This is a genomic window from Halodesulfovibrio spirochaetisodalis (genome assembly GCF_001672295.1).
Lineage (GTDB): Bacteria > Desulfobacterota > Desulfovibrionia > Desulfovibrionales > Desulfovibrionaceae > Halodesulfovibrio > Halodesulfovibrio spirochaetisodalis.
Genome location: NZ_JXMS01000010.1, coordinates 69981 through 86941 on the forward strand (window position 1 = coordinate 69981; position 16961 = coordinate 86941).

13 protein-coding genes are annotated in these 16961 nt (G+C 46.6%); 5 read left to right on the top strand and 8 right to left on the bottom strand.

Features of this window, described 5'->3' with window-relative positions; genetic code table 11:
- Nucleotides 1–109: 109 nt before the first annotated feature.
- The 3 genes from pssA to SP90_RS07525 form a co-directional block, all read right to left on the bottom strand.
- Nucleotides 110–859, bottom strand: coding sequence for a CDP-diacylglycerol--serine O-phosphatidyltransferase (gene pssA, locus SP90_RS07515; RefSeq protein WP_066854191.1), 750 nt, complete (start codon nt 857–859; stop codon nt 110–112).
- 47 nt (nt 860–906) lie between these two features.
- Nucleotides 907–1566, bottom strand: coding sequence for a phosphatidylserine decarboxylase family protein (locus tag SP90_RS07520; RefSeq protein WP_066854277.1), 660 nt, complete (start codon nt 1564–1566; stop codon nt 907–909).
- A 136-nt stretch (nt 1567–1702) separates the two neighbouring features.
- A complete protein-coding gene (locus SP90_RS07525) occupies nt 1703–2341 on the bottom strand; it encodes an HAD family hydrolase (protein ID WP_066854193.1) in 639 nt (212 codons plus the stop codon).
- Nucleotides 2342–2463: 122 nt separating this feature from the next.
- On the opposite strand from SP90_RS07525, the gene SP90_RS07530 reads away from it, so the two are divergent.
- Together SP90_RS07530 and SP90_RS07535 are read left to right on the top strand one after the other, a co-directional pair.
- Entirely contained in the window at nt 2464–3444 is a 981-nt protein-coding gene (locus SP90_RS07530; protein WP_066854195.1) for a YbgA family protein, read from the top strand.
- A gap of 297 nt (nt 3445–3741) precedes the next feature.
- Nucleotides 3742–4017: an HU family DNA-binding protein gene (locus SP90_RS07535; protein WP_066854197.1), complete on the top strand. Its 276-nt coding sequence runs from the start codon at nt 3742–3744 to the stop codon at nt 4015–4017.
- 253 nt (nt 4018–4270) lie between these two features.
- On the opposite strand, the gene SP90_RS07540 is transcribed toward SP90_RS07535, so the two are convergent.
- Nucleotides 4271–7003 carry a bifunctional acetate--CoA ligase family protein/GNAT family N-acetyltransferase gene (locus SP90_RS07540; protein WP_066854200.1) on the bottom strand — a complete coding sequence of 911 codons (2733 nt, stop codon included), beginning with the start codon at nt 7001–7003 and terminating at the stop codon, nt 4271–4273.
- 462 nt (nt 7004–7465) lie between these two features.
- On the opposite strand from SP90_RS07540, the gene acs reads away from it, so the two are divergent.
- Entirely contained in the window at nt 7466–9463 is a 1998-nt protein-coding gene (gene acs, locus SP90_RS07545) for an acetate--CoA ligase (protein WP_066854202.1), read from the top strand.
- A 984-nt stretch (nt 9464–10447) separates the two neighbouring features.
- On the opposite strand, the gene SP90_RS07550 is transcribed toward acs, so the two are convergent.
- Complete coding sequence (locus SP90_RS07550; protein ID WP_066854204.1) at nt 10448–12499, bottom strand: sigma-54 interaction domain-containing protein; 2052 nt, start codon at nt 12497–12499, stop codon at nt 10448–10450.
- A gap of 157 nt (nt 12500–12656) precedes the next feature.
- Nucleotides 12657–13919, bottom strand: coding sequence for an HDOD domain-containing protein (locus tag SP90_RS07555; protein ID WP_066854206.1), 1263 nt, complete (start codon nt 13917–13919; stop codon nt 12657–12659).
- Nucleotides 13920–14123: 204 nt separating this feature from the next.
- Between SP90_RS07555 and SP90_RS07560 the strand changes: the two genes are divergently transcribed.
- Entirely contained in the window at nt 14124–15479 is a 1356-nt protein-coding gene (locus SP90_RS07560) for an NAD(P)/FAD-dependent oxidoreductase (RefSeq protein WP_066854208.1), read from the top strand.
- Nucleotides 15480–15726: 247 nt separating this feature from the next.
- On the top strand, nt 15727–15945 hold the full coding sequence (locus SP90_RS07565) for a hypothetical protein (RefSeq protein WP_066854210.1): 219 nt from the start codon (nt 15727–15729) through the stop codon (nt 15943–15945).
- A 53-nt stretch (nt 15946–15998) separates the two neighbouring features.
- Here the strand turns inward: SP90_RS07565 and SP90_RS07570 are convergent, their stop codons facing one another.
- Nucleotides 15999–16235, bottom strand: a complete 237-nt coding sequence (locus SP90_RS07570) for a hypothetical protein (protein ID WP_066854211.1) — start codon at nt 16233–16235, stop codon at nt 15999–16001.
- Between the two features lie 64 nt (nt 16236–16299).
- Nucleotides 16300–16959, bottom strand: coding sequence for an RluA family pseudouridine synthase (locus tag SP90_RS07575; RefSeq protein ID WP_066854213.1), 660 nt, complete (start codon nt 16957–16959; stop codon nt 16300–16302).
- Between the last annotated feature and the right edge of the window lie 2 nt (nt 16960–16961).

Sequence of the window (16961 nt, forward strand, 5' to 3'; positions counted from 1 at the left end):
AAAAAAATCCGGTTCCTTCTGTGTAGAAGAAACCGGAGCTTTGGTTTGCTTGTACTTTATGGGTAAAGGCTGTGTGGCGATTTGTTACTCACCGTGCCTTCCCTTTTTCTTAGCTCTCGGAAAGGTCACCCAGTAACTTTGTGGACCTGCGTGATAGAAATAGGAATGTATACACAGGTCCGCTAATAATGTAGCCGCCAATAATAATGAAGCCTAGTAGCTTCGGCTCGCTAATAATTAGGGTAAAGATAAGGATAGCAGATACGAGAGTGCTGAATGGACGAGCCTTTACGAAACCGTACTCTTTGAAAGAGAAGTAACGTACACGGCTGACCATTGAAAATGCTGCAACAAAGGTAAGAGCCAACGCGAACGCTGGGAGCATACCGTTGAATTCAGCAGGAATGTACTGAGTAAAGAAAACGAAAGCGGCAAGAGCGCAGCCACCAGCAGGTGAAGGAAGCCCGATAAAGAACTTCTTAGGAACCACTGCAGTGGATACGTTAAAACGCGCTAATCTGAGGGCAGCACACGCTGCAAACAAGAAAGCTACGGCAATGCCGAGGCGGTTGTACTGATGAAGATACATTGAGTACATCATGAAGGATGGCACGAGACCAAACGCCACGAGGTCGCACAATGAGTCGTACTGTACACCAAATTCGCTGGCTGTACCGGTAAGACGCGCAACCTTACCATCTAAACCGTCCATGAGGGCGGAAAACAAGATAGCGGCAGCACACAATTCAAATTTTCCCGCAGATGCCCACACCAATCCCATAAACCCTGCAAAGAGACTCGCAGTGGTAAAGAGGTTAGGCAAAATGTAGATTCCCTTGCGGGCTTTTGATTGATGCATGTTTATGTGCTTCCTTGTTAAAATCGAAAAACTGCCGGTGACGAGTTCTATTTAGAATCTTCGTTTTCAGCTTGGCTGGCAATTACAGTTTCACCTGCAAATACCTGTTCACCTACAGTAACAGCCGGAGCATAGTCCTCTGGAAGATAAAGGTCAACCCGAGAACCAAACTTGATCATTCCGTAACGTTCTCCGCGGGTTAAGGCATCACCTTCATCTACGCGGCAAACAATTCTGCGTGCAATAAGTCCGGCGATTTGTACCATTGTCCAGCGGCTTCCGTCAGCCTGCTCGAGGTCGTAGGCACAACGTTCGTTATCGGTAGAAGCTTTGTCCCATGCTGCATTCAAGTACTTACCGGAGAAGTATTTAATGCCGCGAACAGTTGCAGCCACAGGGGAACGGTTCACATGTACGCTGAACACGTTCATGAAAATGCAGATGCACATGCGACGTTCACCGGTAAACGGATCTTCCATCGGATTAATTTTAATCACCTTACCGTCCGCAGGGCTCACTGCGAGTCCTTTTCCAGTCGGCGTTACACGTTCCGGATCACGGAAGAAATGTAAGCTGAACCAGAAAAGAATAAAGAATACAGTGGAAAGTACCCAGCATCCCATCATTGCAAATGCAAAGGTACCGAGACCGGTTAACAGAAGGGAAGGAATACCTTCCGGTGTAAGACCGCTTGAAGCTTTTCTCATAAATATCTTTGCCGAAATTCTCATTCCGGACTTGCTTGTTTGTTTAAATCAGCGCGCACGTTATTCAATTTTTATATAAAACGCAACTTTTCCATAAAGTAGCGCTCTCATACGCAATGTTATTTCCTGTAATAACTTACATTGTAGGAAATATCAGATCAGGAAATGCAGCTTGCAGACGCTCAAGCACCTTCTCATGCTCATCATACAACAGAGTCTGCATGCCTATTTCCCCTGCCCGCAGCAAATTGGACGGGTTGTCATCTACAAATAATGCATGTTCTGGTTTCACATCCATTGCGCGCAAAGCATGATGGAAGTAGTCGTGTGAACGCTTGGAGATGCCTTCCCGGTAGGAATTAAACACTCTGTCAAAATGAGCGTAGATGGAATGTTCAAAATCAAGATCTTCGAGCCAGTTAGTATGATCACTTAAGATAGCTGTTTTCACTCCGCTGGCACGGATAACATCCACAACTTCGAGCATCCACAACCGTACAGCAAAGCCCGTGAGAATCTCCAGATGCAGCAACTCACTCTGCTCTACCAGTCCGGTTTTCTTGCGTACCTCTTCCCAAAATTCTGCTTCCGTAGCCTTTCCTGTTGCATAGCCGCCCTCGTAGCAGATTTCAGTTGCTACGGACTGAAATTCGTCAGGATCAAACCCATTGCGGACAGCAATTTTACGCAATCCGTCTACAAAGCCCTCATCGGCCAGTACGCCGCTGAAATCAAAAAAAACAACATCAATCTGTTTAGGCTGTTCAGTTTTCATAAGGCTGCTCCCAATATGCAAACGTTGCGTTTCAAAAGTTTATATTTGCCTTGCTACGGCAACTCAGCCACTCTGAAAGAAGTAGACCTTCTTATAGTATGGCTCAGAAAGGAAAGGGCAACATGCAGAGTACAAAAAAAATCCGAATCGGTATTTCTTCCTGCCTTCTTGGCAACAAAGTGCGCTTTGACGGTGGACACAAAAAAGACAACTGGCTTGTAAATATACTCGGTGAGTATGTCGAATACGTGCCTGTCTGTCCCGAAGTTGAAATCGGCCTGCCCATACCGCGTGAAACACTGCGGCTGGTTGGTGATCCTGACAATCCGCGTCTTGTGACGACCAAAACATATCAGGACATGACACCAAGAATGAAAGAGTACTCTGCAAAGCGGGTTAACGAGCTTGAAAAAGAAAACCTGTGCGGCTTTGTCTTCAAACGCGCTTCACCTTCCAGCGGAATGGAGCGGGTCAAAGTGTATAAGGACGTTGATCCAAGCACAGTTAAAGATACAGGTGCCCCAAGTCAAAAAGGTATCGGCATTTTTGCCAGAGCCTTTATGGAACATTTTCCACTGCTTCCTGTTGAAGAAGAAGGGAGACTTGGTGATGCCGGTCTGCGGGAAAATTTCATTGAACGCATTTTTGCCATGCAACGGTGGCGGGAATTACTTGATCAACCGTTTTCACTGCATAACCTACTGGAATTTCATACCAGACATAAGTTACTTATTATGTCACACAGCGTTGTTCACTACCGTTCAATGGGAAAACTTATTGCTCACGGCAAAGAAATTGATCCAAAAGAACTCATACAACAGTATCAGACCGAATTTCTCACTGCATTAAAGATGAAAGCAACTGTAAAAAAACATACTAATGTATTACAGCATATTGCAGGGTATTTCAAAAAAGTTCTCTCTGCTGATGAGAAGCAGGAGTTTCAAGAAGTGATTAAGCAGTATCACTCTCAACTCGTTCCACTTATTGTTCCACTGACATTGTGTAATCACTATGTTCGCAAATACGATGAAAAATACCTTCGCTCACAGTGGTATCTTAATCCGCACCCTATAGAATTGAAACTGCGAAACCACGTTTAAACATTACTACGTCCGGTTATTATCATCATAGATACAGTCTATACACCGCATTTTTGCTTAGTTCTAATGGTACTTTTAATTATATATTGCAACATACACTATAAATTGAATTAATTTTTCACTGTTCAAATGTACAAACATTACACTTTATTGCTCACTCCCATTATACTTTTATAAACAAAACCCCTTTGAATAACAGAAGAAATAACCATCACCCTCTTGTCACAAACATGGTGAATAGGTACTACTCTAATATCGTGGACTAAATTACGAATTGATATTCCATAGGGGGTTCTTGTGAATAAAAGCGAACTTGTTAAAGTAATGGCTGAGGAACACAACCTGTCCAAAGATGAAGCAGTAATGCTTGTTAACGTCTTTTTTGACAGTATCCGCGAAGCTCTGGTCGAAGAAGGCAGAGTAGAAATCCGTGGATTTGGCTCTTTTAAAGTAAAAGAATACAAAGGGTACAAGGGACGTAACCCTAAAACAGGCGAGAGCGTGAAAGTATCTCCAAAAAGATTGCCTGTTTTCCGTGCAGGAAAAGAACTCAAGGAACTGGTCAACAAATAAAGTATCTTTTCCCAACAGACTTATAACTTTGCAATTTGAGACACACGCTCCGGTTTCATTGCGCCGTGCAAGATGCGCGTGGTGGTGCGGTACCCAGCAATACTCCGGACCTCATCTCATATTCGTATGAGCGGTCGCCTTCCTGTGGAATTCGCAAGTATACGATGCAAAGAAATAAAAAGAGTGAGCATACGCCCGCTCTTTTTTTTGTTTGAAAAACAAGGAAGAAGCACAAAGTCTTCGGCGCTCCTGCCTACTCTTCCTGATGATTCTCCACGGCTGTGCCCTCTTCAGACTCTTCACGCAAATCCAAGGTGAAATGATAGGTATCGTCGTTGAAGTCTTTTGAAACAACAAACCCGAGTGAGCGCGCCAGCTCAACCATGTTTTTGTTATCCCCGAGTGCTTCCCCTGTAATCTGAAGGGTATTTCTGGAGCGCAGATATTCAACAAGATGTGACATCAGCATGCGCCCAAGTCCTTTACGTTTCCAGTCGCTTCGCACAACAACGGCAAATTCAGAAGTGGCGTTATCAGGAGAAATCATCGCCCTTGCTGACCCGACAGTAAGCGGTTCTTCGCCTTCTTCAGGAATTGTCTGTGCTATGAAAGCCATTTCCCTGTCATAGTCAATCTGAGTCAGCTTTACCATCTCAGAACGCGGCAGTTCGCCCACATTACCAAAGAAACGGAACCTTCTGTCCTGCGGGCTCAGGTGTTCAATAAAATCCCAATGCGCTTTTTCATCTTCAGGCCTGATCGGGCGCAACAGAACGGTCAAATTCTCGCCGACAGTCACTACTTTTTCCAACTCGGCAGGGTATGGACAAATGGCAAGCTGCTCTGCCCCGCCTACATCCGTCCATGCCACACGGATAGCTGCATCCAATGCGAATGCTCCGTCCACAGTAGCCTGAACAGGGTTAATTTCCAGTTCAAAAATTTCCGGAATATCAATCAGCATCTGAGAAATCGCTACCAGCATTTCATATACAGCCTGAATATCAACACCTGCAACGGTATCGCTTCCCATAAGCTGCTTGCTTACCCGTGTTGTCGCAACCAGCTCTTTGGCAAGACTCATATTCAACGGAAGCAACTCTGTCTGCTTGTCATGCAACAGTGACGCCATAGAGCCACCATGCCCGAAGCGGATAACCGGCCCAAATTGCGGATCTGTTTCCACTTCAACAGAAAGCTCAACACCACGCTGACGTCTTGTCATTCGTTGAACAGCAAAGCCGTTAATACGCGCAGAAGGCTGATACTGGGCAACGTTCATTAGAATAGACTCCGCAGCAGCCATGGCTTCCGTGCTGTTACGGATATCAAGTTTTACACCGCCAGCCTGTGACTTTCTGAAGATGTCAGGTGAAATGACTTTAATCGCCAGTGGATAGCCCACCTCATCTGCAATGGCTGCCACTTCACAGGCAGACTCCGCGCTACGAGTGGTAATGCAGTGAATACCGTAGGCACCCAAAATTGCTTCCGACTCCTCCACCGTGAGCATCTGGCGCTTTTCTTCCAGTGCCTGCAATACAACAGAACGGCTTTTGAGAACATCTATCGTACTGTCCGGTCTCGACTCAGGAGCTTCTGCAAGCTTAATCTGGTTGCTTCTGTACTGCACGAGATTAAGAAATGTGCGCACCGCACTGTCCGGTGTGAAATACGACGGAATTTTGGCCTTGAAAAATGAATTACGGGCAAGCTCAGCATCACCGGCACCAAGCCAGCTGGTTAAAATCACCTTCTTGCTCCGCTTGCATGTTTTTATGACCTGATCTGCAATGGCTGCACTATCCACTCCTGCCGCCGGAACATGTAAAATAAGGATTCCGTCCACGGAGCTGTCCCGAAGCAAAGGCTTGATTGCCGCTGCGTACATGTCTCCATCCGCTTTGGCATCAATCACGAGAGGATTCCAGTATGACCAGCCGCTGCCCAAGGCTGTATCAAGGTGCAGACAAGCTTCCTCTGTCAGCTCCGCCAGTTCGCCGCCGCCCTGTAACAGCAGATCTGTTGCAATAAATGCAGGTGCACCGCCATTTGTCACAATTGCCAGTCTGTTGCCTTTCAACGGCTTTGACCATGCAAGCGCCTGAATGGTGTCAAACACGGAATCAATAGAATCCATACGCAGCATACCAGCACGTTTGAATGCGGCTTCATACACATCATCAGCACCGAGAATCATACCTGTATGCGCAGCCACAGCTTGTTCCGCAGCGGCAGATTTCCCTGCTTTAACCACAAGTACAGGTTTTGACCGTGAAAGAGCTCTGGCTGCGGACATAAACTCACGTGCATTGGCAACTGACTCTAGATACAGCAGCACAGCACGGGTATTCATATCACGATGCAGATAGTCCAGCACTTCGCTGAATCCCACATCCAGCATGTCCCCTAAGGAGATCACATGAGAAAACCCAATGGATTTTGACACAGCCCAGTCCAGCACTGAAGTGAACAAAGAATCTGACTGGGTGATGAAGGCAACTTTACCTGTGGAGAAAGAGGAAGAAGCAAGACTGGCATTAATACCAAGGGAAGGATTGATGAATCCGAGGCCATTTGGCCCCAGCAGGCGGACTGAAAATTTACGGGCAAGTTCGAATAATCGCTCACGTTTTCGCGTAGCTTCCTTGGTGCTGAACCGCGAAAAGCCGCTGGAAAAAAGAATAGCGTTTTGTGTCCCGCGCTTTCCCAATTCTTCAATATAGAACGGAACATCATCTGCATCGACACAGACAATGGCAAGATCCGGAGTAATAGGAAGAGTATCAATAGCCGAATATACCGGCTGTCCGAAAATTGTATCCGGCGAATCAGCTCCGGTCACAACCGGTAGTACCGGTCCGAGAAACGTACCGCCGAGCAGGTTTTGCATACACTCACAAGCGGGCGTACCTGCCTCTTCAGTAGCACCGATTATCACCACAGAGGTCGGTTGAAACATCTGTTTCAGCGTCGAATGGCTCACACAGACTCCTACGATTGGTTCCGGTTGGTATTATGCAACAGTATGTATGAAATACTGTAGTGGAAACTCAACGTAAGTTCAAACACTTGTGCTGTATTTCCTTTTGCCGAAAATCCCCCTCAAGAAAGTGCACGTGCCTGCCGTTCATGGGGGACAATTCAACCGTTCACCGCAAGCCTTGCTATTCACCCCCTGATTTGTGCCGTTCACCGAAAATGAGTGTTCTTTTTCTTGCAGGTGGTTGCATAGTGCAGTTGTTCATTAACAAACCGAGACTGCTCTCGCAGGAACCATGCAACATGTTTCCACCTTTCCCTTATGGTTTGTTTGCGGTTGTGGCGTGCACTATTCCTTGCAGCACCAGTGCATGCCACAACCGGAACACACTTTTTTACGGTTCAGCACGTGGCAAAAGCCCTGAGTCAAGACCACGGACTGCCAATTTATTTCGAGGAGAACACAATGAGTCAACACAACATCATTTCCATGCAAGATGAGCAACGTCTGTTCACCCCTTCCCCTTCCGGCGTCACTGGTACTCATATCCAGTCCCTGAAAGAATATGAGACGCAGTACAAGCGTTCAATGGAAGACAATGAAGGATTCTGGGCAGAACGTACGAATGAGTTACTCGACTGGTTTTCCCCGTTCACCAGTGTGCTGGATGCAGATATGGACACACCGGATATCCGCTGGTTCAGCGGAGGAACACTTAATGTTGCCCATAACTGTCTTGACCGGCATCTGGAGCTTGGCCGCAAGGATAAAACAGCCCTTATCTGGCAAGGGGAGCCGGAAGAAGATGTTGTGACATACACGTATGAAGAACTTTACGAAGAAGTATGTCGTTTCGCCAACGTATTAAAAAAGTACGGAATCAATAAAGGTGACCGTGTAGCCTTATACATGCCCATGATTCCGGAATTAACCATTGCCATGCTTGCCTGTGTCCGCATAGGCGCCGTTCATTCCATCGTTTTTGCAGGCTTCTCTGCCCTCAGCTTGCAAAGTCGCGTAATGGATTGCGAAGCTAAAGTGCTTGTTACCGCAGATGCAGTATTACGTTCCGGTCGCGTAATTCCCCTGAAAGCAAATGCGGATGAAGCACTCAAATCCTGCCCGAGCGTAGAACACGTTGTTGTTGTCGACCGTGCAGGGCTTGCGGAACAGGATAAGCTGGAATGGCACAATGAACGCGATCTCTGGTGGCATCAGGAAATGCGCCAGAATGACATTGCACCATACTGCGAATGTGTACCTATGGAATCTGAAGATCCGTTATTCATTCTGTACACAAGCGGTTCTACAGGTAAGCCAAAAGGTGTAGTTCATACAACCGGAGGCTACCTTACCTATGCCGCCCATAGTGCGCAGTGGGTTTTTGATATTCAGGAATCCGATGTCTACTGGTGCACCGCAGATATTGGCTGGATCACCGGACATTCATACATTGTCTACGGCCCGATGGCTCTGGGAGCCACCACCGTTATGTTCGAAGGTGTACCAAGCTACCCTAGCCCTGACCGTTTCTGGAATATTGTAGAAAAATTTGGTGTCACCATCTTCTACACCGCACCTACTGTAATCCGTGCTCTTATGCGTGAAGGCCTTGAATGGACACAGCGCCATGATCTTTCATCCCTGCGCGTACTGGGAACCGTAGGTGAGCCGATCAACCCTGAAGCATGGATGTGGTATCACGAAAACATCGGCAAAGGTGAAAGACCTATCGTCGATACATGGTGGCAGACTGAGACAGGTGGCATTATGATTGCGGCTCTGCCTTTTGCAACACCGCTGAAACCAGGTTCAGCCACCTTACCATTGCCGGGAATTGATGCCCGTATTGTACGGGCTGACGGCACGGATGCTGAGCCGAATGAAGGCGGCCACCTAATCATCCGTAAACCATGGCCGGGAATGCTCCGAGGGGTATTTAATGACCCTGAACGATACAAAAGCACCTATTTTGAACGCTTCCCGAAAATGTATGAATCCGGTGACGGAGCGCGCGTAGACGATGACGGGTATTTCTGGATCATGGGACGCCTTGATGACGTGATTAACGTTTCCGGCCACCGCATGGGTACTGCTGAAATAGAATCAGCACTTGTTGCCCACCCAACAGTTGCGGAAGCTGCGGTTGTCGGAATGCCGCACCCTATCAAAGGCGAAAGTATTTATGCCTACGTTACCTTAAAGGCAGAAGAGGAAGAGACAGAAGAATTACGCGGACAACTTCGTACATGGGTTCGTAAAGAAATCGGCCCCATTGCAACGCCGGAGATTTTGCAGTTTGCAGAAGAACTGCCAAAAACCCGAAGCGGTAAAATTATGCGAAGAATCTTACGTAAAATTGCTTCTGGAAGTACAGGAGATTTCGGTGACACTTCCACTTTGGCCGACCCAAGTGTCATCTCGGAACTCGTTGAAGGACGAACTGAACTGACAGGAAGTTAATCTTTTCCACTTTGCCGGTCTTCTTGAAACCAGAGGCAAACAGGGCGCCACGGTGAAGCTTATCCACAAGGCAGCAATGTTTCCTCTGGTTTCTTCAAAAAGCACGTACTACCTTCGGGATTCCTCCCCCCGATAACACAGAAAAAAGCACTGAACATATATATGTTCAGTGCTTTTTTCTTCGGTAACAGCCTGTATACAAAATGAGACGCTCTTGCATACAGGCTGTTATCAACCAGGAGCACTCCTGCGGGCGTAACGCAGGGATATGCTCAAAATCACCAGCGATAAGCGTGATGAAAATCATGAGCCTTTCAGGCTTACTTTCCCATTTTTTTCTCATAGAAAAGGCTGAGTATCGAGACAGATACCCAGCCTTTTCTATAGCACTCACTTGCGGCTGTTCAGCCGAATAACAATCTCAGTAAGATGCGCTCACTGTTTCAGGCTATGCCATCTGTCAGCTTTTCCCCCGCATTTACAAATCTAAAGACTTTCCTGCGAAGCCAAAAGAGGCATACCTGTTTAATTTTCGGTATAGTCCTTGGAGTACTATACCCCCCAAACCTGATGAAGCATTTGCTTCAACCGGCTTCCCCCCAAGCTGACCAACGGTCAGTTTAAGTATGCAAAATCTCCCGGAAGCCTTAACTATTCCCCAGCGGGCTTCATAAAACCTTTTCCCCGAGGTTATCGGAAGATTTTGCATCATGTAGGCGTAGTACAACATCGTATTGATGTTGTGACCAAAATTTTTCTCACTGACTTTTCATCGCGTTCATGAAGAGCAGTTAGCTACGTTAGTTGCTTTTACTATAGCAAACAGGATGCCAACTTTTTAAAAACAAAAAAATGTTAAATTTCAATTAATTATAGACTTAGGTAAAAATGAGACAAAACAAAAAGTGTCTCGTGAGACGTATCACGAGACACTTTGAGACAATTTGAGACAATTCGCATGTGACACTGATGTCTCACTCAACGTTAAGCCAGCCCGAGCTCCTTAAGCTTGCGATACAATGTAGCGCGTCCCATTCCTAACAATTTAGCTGCAGCTGTTTTGTTTCCATTAGCGGATGCAATAGCAGCCTGAACCTCTTCAGCAGTAACAGTATGACATGGCACACGCACCTGCTGCATTGATGCAGGCATATATGCATTAGGACTGATAAGCGGTTGAGGAGAATAGTTGGAACCATACGAACCTGTATACCCGCCATATGGAGGATGACGAACGACATCCGAACTGGAAAGAGGATCTGCTCCAAGAATCTGAACAGGGAGATGATCAGGAGTGATACGACCGGTGCGTGCAAGAATAGCTGCATGTTCAATAGTATGCTTCAGTTCGCGAATGTTTCCCGGCCACGGATGATTCATAAAAATCTGCATAGCCTGTTCAGAAACACCGGAGATTGAAACACCAAGCGTATCATTAAACATATCGATGAAAAATTGTACGAGCAGCGCCATATCATCCAGACGCTCACGCAACGGCGGCAGATGAACGTTCATAACATTCAAGCGATAGAACAAGTCTGAACGGAAAACACCCTGAGCTACGCGCTGCTGCAAGTCAGCATTTGTTGCAGCTACAATGCGGACATTTGCCTTACGTGTCACGGTATCACCAACACGCTCGAATTCGTGCGATTCCAGGAATCTGAGTAGAAGTACCTGAATACGCAATGAAATGTCACCAATTTCATCAAGGAAAATTGTACCGCCTTCCGCGGCTTCAAAGCGACCGACCTTATCTTTGGTAGCACCGGTAAATGCACCACGCACATGCCCGAACAACTCGCTTTCCAGCAGGTTTTCTGACAGGGCAGAACAGTTTACGCGCACAAGCGGCCCGTTTGCGCGGGCACCATTATGGTGCAGTGCTTCCGCAACCAGTTCCTTACCGGTACCGGACTCACCAGTGACAAGAACGGTGGTATCAAGATCAACAAGGTTTTCCAGCATAGAGTACAGATTGAGCATACTCTTGCTTGTACCGATGATATTTTTAAACGAACGTCGTTCCTGAAGTTGTTCTTCTAAAGATACAAGTCGGGTAATATCGCGCAGCATGAGCATTGCCCCGCGTTGCCCGCTTCCACCGGATTCAAACGGAGAGCAGTTGATCATGAAGATATGACGCGCGTCAGAGTCCATCAGCAACTCAACACGCTCTTCAACAATTCGTTCCCCATATGAAAGAACGTCATGGAAAAACTCATCACAGCGCAGTGCAAGATCAGGCATAACCTGCGGTAACAATTTACCGACAACCTCATCCTGCATAACACCGAACAGCTCTTCACCTGCACGGTTGATACTTTGCACAGTAAGCTCCGGATCAACAGAAATCATCACATCCTGCATGGATGAGAAGAGGAGCTCCAAATGCTGCTTGTACGTTTCTTTTTCCTGAAGAGTTCGTCTGAGCTGCATGTTGGATGCGCTCAATTCTTCTGTACGGCTGGCAACTTTTTCTTCCAGAGCGCTGTTACTTTCTGACAGCTGTTTGTAAAGAAAGAAGTTTTCGATTGCGATGCTTGCCGCAACCAGCGTCATGGAGAGGAGATAATAGGAAACATCTTCTGCGGGCTTATCATCTGGCAGGACACCAACAAACATGCCGACAGGGCCTGAGGAAGTCTGCAACGGATGCAGCAGTACATCTCCAAGACCTTCTGAGGTCACAGTTGTAGGGTGATTTCGACGCAATGCCCATGAAAACATGTGGTCTTCCATGAGCTGTCGGCACTCTTTCGTAATACGATCTTCTTCCTCACGGGAAGAGCACCACGTCATCACAAAATCATGCGACTCTTCATCCACCAGTAAAAAAGCCATCGTCTTGAACGGATGGATAGCCTCTACGTTGGCAGCAATCTCTGAGAGCATGCTTGAAACATCGGCAGCTTCACTGAGCCGATATCCAAAATGCCCCATACCAGTTGCAGCCTCCAGTATCTTCAACAGCGCCTGTCTGTTTTCCGGCGTATTCTTTTTGTCTGGAGAACCGAGTGCTTCATGCTCTAGCATTTCACCCAACTTTACTTTTTAAGTACGATGTAACAGCCCGAAGAGGTAACCTCTCCGGCTCATTTCCCACGGCAACTCGTAAACTGCACAGACGCAGCCCGCTGCCTTTCTCCTCTTGAATTACACCAGCAAGAACAAGGCTGCAACACCCGCAAACCTACAAGCCGTCGGTCAGGATTTCATACGTCTCTGCAACTTGCCTATCATATTGGGAAAGAATAGGCACCAGCGCAGATGGAGAAATTTCAGTGTACTCTAAAGAATCAGGAAAAAAGTCCGGCAAATGGTAGGTGCAGAAATCCTTTCTGCGTAATCCCATTGCCATAACGGTTGCCAAATGCACGACACTGGTATCCACCGGAGATGGCGAAGCAGACGGAGTGTAACAGTAACGTACAATATTGGTAAGTGTTTCTGGAATATTCCATGACTCCAGTAATGCGGCACCGACTTCAGCATGGTTAAAACCAAACACAGCCCGTTCCGCAGTTGGAAGCGGCACACCTTTTTTTCGGCTGATCAAAACAGCTTTACACATGGAAGCCGGATCATAGCTGATCATCAGCAACATACCTACAGGCTGCAACAATCCACCTACAAACAAGCGTTCTTCCATCAGTCCCTGACACTGTGAGCCGAGCAAGCGGGAAAGAATACCGCAAGAAATGGCATATTCCCAAAAATCCTGAACATTAAAGACCAGATCAGGAATACCTGAAAAGTTATGCACCACACTCAACCCAAGGGTAAGTGTAGTCAACTCATTCGATCCCAAAATAGTCAACGCACGTTCAATACTCTCAATACGAGCCGGAAAGCCGTAAAAAGGGCTGTTAACGAGCTTCAATATTCGTGCAGCTAGTCCTGTGTCTTTGGAAACAATGTTGGCGAGTCTACGAGACGTTGTGAATGCATAGTTCAATTCACGAACAATTTCATAGTAAATGTTCGGAAACGAAATAAGCTCCAACTCTTTTTCAACAACTGTTTCCGGCGTAATGACACCCGGCTTAAGTGTACTTTTTGATGCACGTTCATACAAATCACGCATAGTTTCTGCGGTCATTACAGAAAATCTGCGCCGGCGAATGGCATTTGTTGTGCGCTTCACACACTGAGACTTAAACTGGCGTAAAAAACTTGAACCATTCTCCTGTTCGCGAAAAGCCTGAGTCACATACCGTTTGGCGAGCAGCTGTGCCTCATCCACAACAGACTCTTTCTCCTTTTGAGCCTGTCTGGCGCTTGTTCCCGTTCCTGCAACAATGTCGGCTTCAACCACGCCCCATGCTTTCAGAATGGTTATTTTTTGGTCATCCAGCGTCATTCCGGCAGGAAAGAGACGCTTTCCCATCATGCCCAGAACTTCTGTTTGAAGCACCATGCCGGATTCTAGCTGGTCAATTCGTAATTTTCCCACAACCAACTCCTGCTATAACTAATCATAATGCAACACTAACTATCTATCTAAAATGTGATGTAATTCATAGTCCTCATTGCACTAAAAAAATCTATACACTGATAGCGAAATCATACATAACTATAAAAGAAAGCACCTTGTAACTTTTGTGCTACAATTCAGACTTCAATAGTACAGTAACCAATCACTCATGGTGGTGTGCCTATGTCAAAACACAATAGTAATACAAAGCAAATAATAGTTCTCGGCGGTGGCTTCGCCGGACTTTGGGCTGCAAAAGAGTTCAGTAAAAAAGATGGCTACCAAATAACAGTAATAGACCGTAATAACTACCATCTCTTCCAGCCGTTGCTATATCAAGTTGCGTCCGCCGGGCTTGAACCGGAACAAATTTCATACCCGCTTCGCGGCACCTTTCGCAAAATGCCGAATGTGAAATTCCGCATGGCAGAAATCACCGGACTGGATTTAGACAACAAAACGCTTCACAGCGACGTAGGGCCAATTCAGTACGACGGGCTGATTATTGCTCTTGGAAGCGTCACCAGCTATTTCGGTGTTCCCGGAGCCAGTGAATTCGCCTTTTCACTCAAAAACGCAGAAGAAGCCATCGACATCCGCAACCATATTCTTTCCTGCTTTGAATACGCACAATATGAGCCAGATCCCAAAGTACGCGAAGAGCTCCTCACGTTCGTAATTGTAGGCGGCGGCCCAACTGGTGTGGAATACGTCGGAGCGCTCTCCGAGCTCGTCAACAACTCACTCCACAGAGACTTTAAGGGGCTTCACCACGAAGACGTCCGAATAATGCTCGTTGAAGGTGAAGACGGTCCGTTAAACGGATATCCCGAAAAGCTCCGAAACTACGCCAATAAACGACTGGAAAATCTTAATGTTCGCGGCCTGTATAAACAGCACGTAGTGCAAGTGGAAGCTGACAAAGTCACCCTGAAGAACGGTGACGAAATTTCCACCCGTACAGTTCTCTGGACAGCCGGAATTCGCGGCAACAGGGTTGCAGAAAACATGGGCGTCCCTTTGGGACATGCCAACCGTATTATTACGACTCCGACACTCCAGCTTGAAGATCATCCTGAAGTATTTGTTGCAGGGGATATTGCCCTGCCAATGGATGGTGACAAGCCTGTTACCGGCCCTACTGTTGCACCAAATGCTATCCAGCAAGGAGCCCTTGCTGCAAAAAATTTACAAGATCACTTTGAAGGAAAAGAACTCAAGCCATTCATATACTTTGACAAAGGATCACTTGCCACAATCGGTCGCTCAAGCGCGGTTGTGCATCTGGGAAAATTCCAGTTTACCGGTTTTTTTGCATGGATCACATGGTTGGTAGTGCATCTGCTTTACCTTATTGGATTCCGCAACCGGACTATTGTGTTCATTAACTGGGCGTTTGAGTATTTTCTTTTCGAACGCGGCGTACGGTTAATTATGCCAAAGGCAAAAGATACTATCCCGCACGGGAAAGCTGATGAATACTCAACAGAAGGTACGGAGGGCACTGCACTTAACAAACGCTCCGTAAAAGAAGAGTAAAGGTGGTCTGTTAAGGTTGATTAGTATCAAAAGTACAGGCAGTATATATACACAATGATGATTTTCTGGAGGCATCGTCACCACATGCTGCCCCGATCACAGTACCGGAAGACACTGGTGTCAGGACAAATCAGTCTGAATGGCTGAAACGAACCTGCACTAACTATCGGCTAAAAAAACTCAACCATAAGTAAGTTTGGAATTATTTTCGCTGATTGAACAGTCTTCAAGCTGAGAGGATGTGCTTATGATTTTGAATGCAAGTCAACTGAAGGCATTGCGTCAGCGCAATGATGAGGAGCTGCGCAAAGAGCAGCCAAGCTATGGATACCCTGCACAGACTATCCGCGATTTACTGCATACAATTGAAGCTGCAAAGAAAGAAAAGAAAAAGTGGCAACGTCTCGCGCAGGAGCGCGGAAGTGTTATTGAAATCATGAAAAAGACGCTTGAAAAAGAAGCGTAATGTACTGAACAAACAAGAAGGAAAGGGAGGCATTAAGCAACCCTTTCCTTTTTCTACTTTTTAGGATCTTTTGTACCGGAGTAGGTGCACGCATTACGGATCATCCGAAAGTGTCCTTCCTTATCCACGCCAATTGGACGCCCGCATAGACAAAAGACCTTTCCGTCACGCTCATCTATCTCGAAAATCTTTGTGATGCGCTCCTTGTGACACCGCACTACTTCGCCTTTACCTATCTTATAATATTTCCAGAGCTTTCTACGACAGGCAGCACATTTGAATGTCAGCATAACAATCCTCCGAATCTCTGATTGCAGAACACAGCTACAGTAACCTTACTATCTACAGATACCGTTAAAAATCCGGTGCCCTGTCAAACTCCAGCATCTCGCCGGAAACTGGATGCGCTATCTTCAAGTACCGTGAGTGCAGCATCAATCGTTCACCGGGATTACGGGTTCCGTACAGATTATCCCCTACAATCGGACATCCCAGACCAAATTTGTGGGACGAATGAACACGAAGCTGATGCGTACGACCGGTAATAAGATCAAAGGCTATTCGGGTTTTTCCATCCTGATAATCCAATTTTTCCCACAAGGTAATGCACCGCTTTCCCTGAAGAGGATCATAAATACGTATAGGGCTGTTGAACCAGTCCAAACGAAGAGGCAGGTCAATAGTACCGCTCGCTCCGCGGACTTCTCCATCCAGAATGGCTTCGTACTTTTTCCCCACACGGCGCTCACGAAATTCTGTAGACAAGTTCCGTTTTGCTTCTATTGTCAATCCAAGAATCAACAGGCCGGAAGTGGACATATCCAGACGGTGTGCCTCTGGATGCTCAATGCATTCAGGATACATTTCACGCACACGGCTTACCACGCAGTCAGCTTTCTCCGGCCCTTTTCCCGGAACAGACAACAAACCGGCAGGCTTATATACCACTACACAGTGCTCATCTTCGTATAAAACATCTATAGAAAGATGCGATGCATCGTATTTATCAAACATTC